At 74.2% G+C, this 8,683-nt stretch carries 8 protein-coding genes; 4 read left to right on the top strand and 4 right to left on the bottom strand.

From position 1 onward, the window contains the following. On the bottom strand, positions 1–1,474 hold a 1,474-nt coding region (gene yczR, locus L1885_RS18520; protein ID WP_235798254.1), incomplete at its 3' end, for a MocR-like transcription factor YczR. Positions 1,475–1,553: 79 nt separating this feature from the next. On the opposite strand from yczR, the gene yczE reads away from it, so the two are divergent. The 4 genes from yczE (at position 1,554) to L1885_RS18500 (ending at position 5,119) form a co-directional block, all read left to right on the top strand. Next, positions 1,554–2,240 (top strand): membrane protein YczE, encoded by a 687-nt coding sequence (gene yczE, locus L1885_RS18515; protein WP_235798252.1) that lies wholly within the window; start codon positions 1,554–1,556, stop codon positions 2,238–2,240. After that, positions 2,237–3,007 (top strand): glycerophosphodiester phosphodiesterase family protein, encoded by a 771-nt coding sequence (locus L1885_RS18510; RefSeq protein ID WP_235798251.1) that lies wholly within the window; start codon positions 2,237–2,239, stop codon positions 3,005–3,007. The genes yczE and L1885_RS18510 overlap by 4 nt, the downstream gene beginning before the upstream one ends. A gap of 68 nt (positions 3,008–3,075) precedes the next feature. Then, on the top strand, positions 3,076–4,476 hold the full coding sequence (locus tag L1885_RS18505) for an MFS transporter (RefSeq protein WP_235798249.1): 1,401 nt from the start codon (positions 3,076–3,078) through the stop codon (positions 4,474–4,476). A 268-nt stretch (positions 4,477–4,744) separates the two neighbouring features. Beyond that, positions 4,745–5,119 (top strand): RNA polymerase-binding protein RbpA, encoded by a 375-nt coding sequence (locus tag L1885_RS18500; RefSeq protein WP_030757047.1) that lies wholly within the window; start codon positions 4,745–4,747, stop codon positions 5,117–5,119. 271 nt (positions 5,120–5,390) lie between these two features. Here the strand turns inward: L1885_RS18500 and fxsA are convergent, their stop codons facing one another. From fxsA to L1885_RS18485, 3 genes are all read right to left on the bottom strand, one after another. Next, a complete protein-coding gene (gene fxsA / locus L1885_RS18495; RefSeq protein ID WP_235798248.1) occupies positions 5,391–6,008 on the bottom strand; it encodes an FxsA family membrane protein in 618 nt (205 codons plus the stop codon). 82 nt (positions 6,009–6,090) lie between these two features. Next, on the bottom strand, positions 6,091–6,915 hold the full coding sequence (locus L1885_RS18490) for a polyprenol monophosphomannose synthase (RefSeq protein WP_235798247.1): 825 nt from the start codon (positions 6,913–6,915) through the stop codon (positions 6,091–6,093). Between the two features lie 557 nt (positions 6,916–7,472). Then, a partial coding sequence (locus tag L1885_RS18485) for an amidohydrolase (RefSeq protein WP_235798245.1) occupies positions 7,473–8,683 on the bottom strand: 1,211 nt, incomplete at its 5' end.

The raw sequence follows: 8,683 nt of genomic DNA, 5'->3' as shown, positions 1-8,683 counted from the left end.
CGCCCCGGCCCGGCTCCAGCAGCGCGGCCGCGCGCGCCAGCCGGGCCGCGGCCTCCGTGGCCACCGGGCCCGCCACGGTGAACGGCAGCCGTACGTACCCCTCGAAGGCGCCGTCGACGCCGAAGCGCGGCCCCGAGGGCACCCGGACCCCCACCCGCTCGCCGACCTCGGCGAGCCGCGAGCCGGAGAGGCCGCCGGCCCGCACCCACAGCGTCAGGCCGCCCGCCGGGACGTGGAACTCCCAGTCCGGCAGCGCCTCGTGGACCGCCGCGACCAGGGCGTCCCGGTTGTCCTTCGCCTGCGCCCGGCGCAGCCGCAGGGACTCCTCCCAGCCGCCGGTCCTCATCAGCCAGTGCACCGCGAGCTGTTCGAGCACGGGGGTGCCCATGTCGGCGTACGCGCGCGCCGCGACGAGCGAGCGGATCACGTCGGGAGCGGCACGCACCCAGCCGATCCGCATGCCGGCCCAGAACGCCTTGCTGGCCGAGCCGACGGTGATCACGGTGCTGCCGGCCGGATCGAAGGCGCACACCCGGCGCGGCATGGCCACCCCCTCGTCCAGGAGGAGTTCCGACATGGTCTCGTCGACCACGAGGACCGTGCCGGCCGAGCGGGCCGCGTCCACGAGCTGCCGCCGCTGGTCCTCGTCGGCGAGCGCGCCCGTCGGGTTGTGGAAGTCGGCGACCACGTACGCCAGCCTGGGCGCGGCGTCGCGCAGCACCTGCCGCCAGCGCGGGACGTCCCAGCCGGCCAGGCCCTCGGCCATCGCGACGGGCACCAGGCGCGCGCCGGCCTCCCGCATCAGCTGGAGGATGTTCGCGTACGACGGGGACTCGACCGCGATGCGCTCGCCCCGCCCCCCGAACAGGTGACAGATCGCGTCCATGGCGCCCATCGCGCCCGTGGTGACCATGATCTGCTCGGGCATCGTGGGCACGCCGAGCGCCGTGTACCGCTCGGCCAGCAGCTGCCGCAGGGCGGGCACGCCGGCGGGATAGTCGCCGTGCGTGTGGGAGTAGGGCGGCAGTTCCTCCAGGGCGCCGCCGACGGCACGGGTCAGCCAGGGCTCCGGCGCGGGCAGCGCGGCCGTGCCGAGGTCGATGAGCGAGCCGAGCGATTCGGGCGGCAGCGGTTCGAGGCCCCGGGCGGGCAGCGGGTTGCCGGCCGGCACGGCGGTCCAGCTGCCGGCGCCGCGGCGCGACTCGAGGAACCCCTCGGACCGCAGGGCCTCGTAGGCCGCGGCGACGGTCGTACGGCTCACGCCGTGTGCGGCGGCCAGCTCCCGCTCGGCGGGCAGCCGGGCGGCCACCGGCACCCGGCCCTCCAGCACGAGGAGCCTGATGCCGTCGGCGAGGGCCCGGTAGGCGGGCTGCCTTCGCCGGCCGGCCGCCGGGCCGTGCCCGGGTTCGGGCCGCTGTGCCGCGAGCTGCCGGGCGAGCTGGGTCGCACCGACGGCGGATGTCCACTGGGCCATGAAAGCGGTCCACCTTCCCCGGATTGGCCATGGTTGGCCCCGATCAGCCTGCCACAGGCTGGCCTCGTCCGGTCCACCGATGTCATGGAAAGGGTACGCCGTGTCCTCCACGCCCCGCCGGGCCCGCCACCTGCCGCGCCGTCTCGCCCAGCTGTACGCGGGGCTCGCCCTGTACGGGGGCTCGTCCGCGCTGATCATCCGCGCCGGGCTGGGACTGGAGCCGTGGAACGTCCTGAACCAGGGCGTCGGGGACCTGGTGGGCCTGTCCATCGGCACCGTCTCGATCCTCGTCGGCGCGGTCGTGCTGCTGCTGTGGATCCCGCTGCGGCAGCGGCCCGGCCTCGGGACGGTGTCCAACGTGTTCGTCGTGGGGCTCGCCATCGACGCCACCACTGCGGTCGTGCCCGAGGCGCACGGCCTCACCGCCCGGGCGGGCCTGCTCGCCGCGGGCATCGTGCTGAACGGAGCGGCGACCGGGCTGTACCTCGCCGCGCGCTTCGGCGCGGGCCCGCGCGACGGCCTGATGACGGGCCTGCACCGGGTCAGCGGCCGGTCGATCCGGCTGGTGCGCACGGCGATCGAGGTCGCGGTGGTCGCCGCCGGGTTCGCGCTCGGCGGCTCCCTGGGCGTCGGCACCGTCGCGTACGCGCTGCTCATCGGCCCGCTCGCGCAGCTCTTCCTGCGGGTCTTCGCCGTCCCCGCGGCGGATGCCGGCCGTCCGGACGTCGCCGGGACGACACCGGAGGGCGCCATACTGCCCCCGTGACCCGAGACCGGCCGACCCATCCCTACCTGGACCGTCCCGGACCCCTCGCCTTCGCCCACCGGGGCGGCGCGGCCGACGGCGTCGAGAACACCGCCGCCGCGTTCCGCCGGGCCTGGGAGCTCGGGTACCGGTACTTCGAGACGGACGTGCACACGACGGCGGACGGGCGGCTCGTCGCCCTCCACGACGACACCCTGGACCGGGTGACCGACGCGCGGGGACGCATCCGGGACCTGACCTGGGCGGAGGCGAGCCGCGCCCGGGTGGCGGGGCAGGAGCCGCCCTCGCTGTTCGAGGACCTGCTCGCCGAATTCCCCGGCGCGCGGTGGAACGTGGACATGAAGGCGCCCTCGGCGCTGCCGCCCCTGCTGGACCTGCTGCGGGCGACCGGCAGCTGGGACCGGGTCTGCGTCGGCTCGTTCTCGGAGGCACGGGTGGCGCGGGCCGCGCGGCTGGCCGGGCCGCGCCTCGCGACCTCGTACGGGGTACGGGGCGTGCTCGGGCTGCGGCTGCGGTCGCTGGGGGTTCCGGCGCCGGTGCGGGCGGGCGCGGTGTGCGCGCAGGTGCCCGTCGAGCAGGCGGGTCTGCGGGTGGTGGACCGGCGCTTCGTCGACGTGGCGCACGCGCGCGGGCTCCAGGTGCACGTGTGGACGATCAACGACCCGGAACGGATGGATGCGCTCCTCGACCTCGGCGTGGATGGCATCATGACCGATCATCTGGAGACGCTCCGCGCGGTGTTCGAGGCGCGCGGGGTGTGGCGCTGACCGGCAGGCGCCGCCCGCTCCGGCCTGGAACCGCGGACCGGCGCACGGGGGACGGGGAGGTACGCGCCTTGAGCGCCGAGACCGTTGGTGCGGGCAGGGCAGCGGCCGAGGGGGCGGGGGCCCGGCGGCGCGAGCAGCGCGGCTGGTACTTCTACGACTTCGCCAACTCGGTCTACTCGACGAGCGTGATCACGGTCTTCCTCGGGCCGTACCTCACCTCGGTCGCGCGGCACGCCGCCGACGCGCACGGCTTCGTGCATCCGCTCGGCATACCGGTGCGGGCGGGGTCGCTGTACGCGTACACGATCTCCGTCTCGATCGTGCTCGCGGTGCTGCTGATGCCGTTCACCGGCGCCGTCGCCGACCGCACCGGGCGCAAGAAACCGCTGCTGGCCGCGTCGGCGTACGTCGGCGCCGCCGCCACGGCGGGGATGTTCTTCCTCGACGGGGACCGCTATCTGCTCGGCGCGGGCCTGCTGATCGTGGCGAACGTGGCCCTGCCGGTGTCGTCGGCGATCTACAACGCGTACCTGCCGGAGATCGCGGAGCCGGACGAACGCGACCGGGTCTCCTCGCGCGGGTGGGCCTTCGGCTACACGTCCGGCGCCTTCGTGCTGGTCCTCAACCTGATCCTGTACTCGGGGCACGACTCCTTCGGCGTCTCGCAGGGCACCGCCGTGCGGATCTGCCTGGCGTCGGCCGGGGTGTGGTGGGGCGTGTTCACGGTGGTGCCCCTGCGCAGGCTGCGCGACCGCCGGGCCGCGGCGCGCGGCGGAGCGGGCGGGCCGGGCACCGGGGCCGCGGCGGGCGGAACGGCGGCGGGGGCCGTCGGCGGCTGGCGGCAGCTCGCGGCGACGCTGCGGGACATGCGACGCCATCCCCTGACGCTGGCCTTCCTGCTGGCGTACCTGATCTACAACGACGGCATCCAGACCGTGATCTCGCAGGCGTCCGTCTTCGGCTCGGACGAGCTGGGGCTCGGACAGACCACGTTGATCGTCGCGGTGCTCCTCGTACAGGTCCTGGCCGTCGCGGGAGCGCTCGCGATGGGCCGCCTGGCGCGGACGTACGGCACCAAGCGGACGATCCTCGCCTCGCTGGGCGTATGGATCCTCATCCTGGTCGTCGGCTACTTCCTCCCGGCGAAGGCGCCCGCCTGGTTCTTCGGCCTCGCCGCGGCCATCGGCCTGGTGCTCGGCGGCAGCCAGGCGCTGTCCCGGTCGCTCTTCTCGCACATGGTCCCCGCGGGCAAGGAGGCCGAGTACTTCTCGGCCTACGAGCTCAGCGACCGGGGCCTGAGCTGGCTCGGGCCCCTGGCCTTCGGCCTCGCCTACCAGCTGACCGGCAGCTACCGGGTGGCGATCGTCTCACTGCTGGTCTTCTTCGTGGCGGGTTCCCTGCTGCTTTCGCGGGTACGGGTGAGACAGGCGGTGACGGAGGCGGGCAACGCCGTGCCCGGGCGAATTTAGACGCCGGGATGAAAGGGCGGTAGTGTACGCGTTTGGCCTGCCAGCCGTACCGTTCCTGCGTGGTTCTGTATGAAAAATGCAGGGTGACATCTCTTCCGAGAGGTGACAATCCGGGCGACGGCGGGTAGTCGAACACCTAGCGATGACCAGCGGTACGACGGGCGACGCAGCACCGGAACGGGAATCTTTACCGCCGACCGGACGTTGACCGGAAGACGACGACAGCGACACTTTGTCCTGTGGGCGACAAGCCCGGGAGGCACGATTCATGAGTGAGCGAGCTCTCCGCGGCACGCGACTTGTGGTTACCAGCTACGAGACGGACCGCGGCATCGATCTGGCCCCGCGCCAGGCGGTGGAGTACGCATGCCAGAACGGACATCGATTCGAGATGCCGTTCTCGGTGGAGGCGGAGATTCCGCCGGAGTGGGAGTGCAAGGCGTGCGGCGCCCAGGCACTCCTGGTGGACGGAGAAGGCCCCGAGGAGAAGAAGGGCAAGCCCGCTCGTACGCACTGGGACATGCTCATGGAGCGGCGTACGCGCGAGGAGCTCGAAGAGGTTCTCGCCGAGCGGCTCGCCGTTCTGCGCTCGGGTGCCATGAACATCGCCGTGCATCCGCGGGACAGCCGGAAGTCCGCCTGACCCGACTCCGCACCGTCCGCCGATGACGGTACGCAACTGAACGAGAAGCCGCGGGCCGCGACACCGAACCAGGTGTCGCGGCCCGCGGCTTCGTCGTGCCGGGAGTCGTGCCGGGGGCCGCACGTCCGCCGTGGTGACGCCCCGGACCGGTCCGCCGGACGCATCGGCCGCGCCCGGCGGAGCGGGAGCCGATCCCGGCGGTGAACCGGGTCGGGGGCGAGGTGAACCAGGTCGCTGGCGAGGGCGGAAGCCGCTCCGTCGGTGAGCGGGGTCAGGGCAGGAGCGGGGGCCGCGGGCCCTCGTCGCCGCGCGGGCGTCCGCCGCCCGGCTCGTCGTCCCGTACGACCTCGCCCTGCACGACCTTGCCGTCCTGGCCCATCCGGGTCCGCCGCGCCTGCTGGAAGGCGTCCTGGAGGTCGTCGGGCACGGACGCCCGTACGCGCTTTTCCATCGACCGGTCCGCGAAGCCGCCGACGAGCGACCTCACCGGCGGAATCAGCAGGAGCAGGCCCACGGCATCGGTGAGCAGCCCGGGGATCATGATCAGCAGGCCGCCCAGCATCAGGAAGCCGTTCCTGGCGGTGTGGGCGGCCGTGCCGGCCTCCTCCCGCGCGTCGGGCCCCGACTCCGGCGCCTGCTGCCGCCTCTGCTGCTGCTGGAGCGTCTGCCGGAGGTTGTGGAAGGCCCGCCGCCCCGCCGTCTTGACGACGACGGAGCCGAGGACGACGCCCGCCACCAGGATCAGGAAGACCACCAGCCCGCCGGCGGCGTCGCCCACGAGGGTCAGCAGCCAGATCTCCAGCGCGATCCAGACGAGTACGCCGAACGGCAGCAGTGCCCGGGCGCGGGAGCGCTTCGGCGCGGTCCCCTGCGGCATAGCGGTGGTCATCTCTCCAGTGTGCCTGCCGTCGCGTGCGGACGGCGTAAGAGGGTGATCGGGGCCGCCCGGCCCGCACGGAGGCGGTGCGAACTCAGGACTCGGCGGGTCTGGACTCGGCGGCGCCGCCCTCGCGCGGGACCCGGCCGGGGCCGATCGGCCGGCGCCCGAGGAGGCGGTTGGCCCGGCTCTCCACACCCCACGCGGTGACCCGCCAGAGGGCCTCCACGAAGATGTCCCGGCTCATCTTGGAGTCGCCGACCTCGCGGTCCACGAACGTGATCGGGACCTCGACCACGTGGAAGCCGGCCTCGACGGCGCGGCGTGCCAGGTCGACCTGGAAGCAGTAGCCCTGCGAGGCGACCTGGTCGAGTCCGAGGCCCTCCAGGGTCTCCTTGCGGAAGGCCCGGTAGCCGCCGGTGACGTCCCGCATGGGGACCCCGAGCAGCAGCCGCGAGTACGTGCTGCCGCCGCGCGAGATGAGTTCGCGGGTGCGCGGCCAGTTGACCACGCGGCCGCCCGGCATCCAGCGGGACCCGAGCACGAGGTCGGCGCCCTTGAGCGCGGTGAGCAGCCGGGGCAGCTCCTCGGGCTGGTGCGAGCCGTCGGCGTCCATCTCGACGAGGACGCCGTAGCCGTGGTCGATGCCCCAGCGGAACCCCGCCAGGTAGGCGGCACCGAGGCCTTCCTTGCCCTCGCGGTGCAGGACGTGGACGCTGCTGTCGGCGGCCGCGATCCCGTCGGCGATCCGGCCGGTGCCGTCCGGGCTGTTGTCGTCGGCGACGAGCACGTGGGCGTCCGGGACCGCGGAGCGCACGCGCTTGACGATCGTCTCGATGTTTCCCGCCTCGTCGTAGGTCGGGATGATCACCAAGGCCGAGCCGAGCGGACCGAACCGCCTCTGACCGCCGTCGTTCACTAGTGCCCCTTCGTCGTGCCGCGCCGAGGCACCACCATAGCGAGCACAGTGACGTTGGTCGCTTCCACGGGTGCATTTGTCGTACGAACAGTTCGTCTGACCGCACGCGGGGAGGTCCAGCCCGTCCCGCGGTCCGCCGCTCCGGGGTTCGCGAGCTGGGGACCGGGGCCCGGCGTCCTTCGGGCCGACCTGGGGCCCGCTGGCTGCGGGCCGTCCGAAAGCCGTTGTCTACTGAACGCCGGGGCCCCGTCCGGGGTCGCACCCGCCGACCGGCTGAAACCTTCCCGCACCCCTGGTGCGCCGGAGCTGGGCCTGGCTCCCAGTGGCGGTGCGCCTGTGCGGCTCACCGCCCCCGACCCAGTGGCGTTCGGCGGAGTGCGGAGGACGCCGGACGGTCTGCCGTGGTGGACCCGCCGAACCTACCGGCCCCCGGCGCCTCACTGTCAACACGGGTCCTACCTGCGCCGTTACCGGGAACGGCCAGGTCAGGGACGAAGATCCGCAGGTCGCCGGGCGCCCTTCGGATCACCGGCCCCAGGTGCGAATTGTCCCGGACGTCACCCGTTCGGGTGCCTGAAGACGGTTTGTCCGCCCACCACGGTCTCCAGGCACTCCGGCAGCGGGCGCCCCGGCGTCAGGTCGGGCAGCCCCGGCGTACCGGAGCGCGGATCCGTCGACCACCGGGCCACCCGGTCGTCCGGGGCCTGGACCACGAGTTCCTCGGTGCGCCACACCGCGTAGTCCGCGGGCGCGCCCGGCACGAGGACGCCCGCGTCGTCGCGCCCGATCGCCCGCCAGCCGCCGCGCGTGTGGGCGGTGAAGGCGGCCCGCACGGACACCCGGTGCGCGGGCGTGCGGTGGAAGGCCGCCGCCCGCACCGTGCCCCACGGATCCAGCGCCGTGACCGGGCTGTCCGAGCCGAGGGCGAGCGGCACGCCCGCCTTCAGCAGCGCCGCGTAGGGATTGAGCGTACGGGCACGCTCGGCGCCGAGACGGGCCGCGTACATCCCGTCCTCCCCTCCCCAGGCGGCGTCGAAGGCGGGCTGGACGGAGGCGGTGAGGCCGAGCTCGGCGAAGGCCGCGACCGTCTCCGGCGTCATCATCTCGGCGTGCTCGATCCGGTGGCGCGCGGCCCGCACCCCGGCGATGCCGACGCTCTCCGCGGCCGCCCGCACGCCCTCGACGACCGTGGCGATCGCCGCGTCCCCGATGGCGTGGAAGCCGGCCTGGATGCCGGCCAGGGTGCACGCCGCGACGTGCGCCGCGACCGCCTCGGCGTCCAGCTGCGCCGATCCCGAACCGGGGGCGTCCGCGTACGGCTGGGCCAGGCAGGCCGTGTGCGAGCCGAGGGAACCGTCCACGAACAGGTCGCCCGCCGCGCCGATCGCGCCGAGCTCCCGCACCCGCAGCGCGTCCTTCTCGTCGGTGACGTGCTGCGCCCAGTAGCCCCGCACGCGCGGGCCCGGCTCGCCGTCCGCGAGGGCGAGCAGGCCGGTGAAGTCCTCCTCGTCGGAGATCTCGGGACCGCCGCACTCGTGGACCGAGCCGATGCCGAGCGACGCGGCGCGGGCGAGGGCCGCGCGCTGCGCCTCGGCGCGGTGGGCGGGGGTGACGGCGGCGAGCGCGGCGGCCCGCACGGCGTGGTGCGCGTCGCCCGTGAGCGGTGCGCCGGGCGCGTAGCCGGCACGTGCCGTGACGCCGGGGACGAGGTCGAGCAGGGCCGTGGTCACGACGGCGGAGTGCACGTCGACGCGGGTCGCGTACAGCG

This window comes from Streptomyces fuscigenes, assembly GCF_021556455.1.
GTDB lineage: Bacteria > Actinomycetota > Actinomycetes > Streptomycetales > Streptomycetaceae > Streptomyces > Streptomyces fuscigenes.
This window is presented reverse-complemented; position numbering and strand designations above follow the sequence as displayed.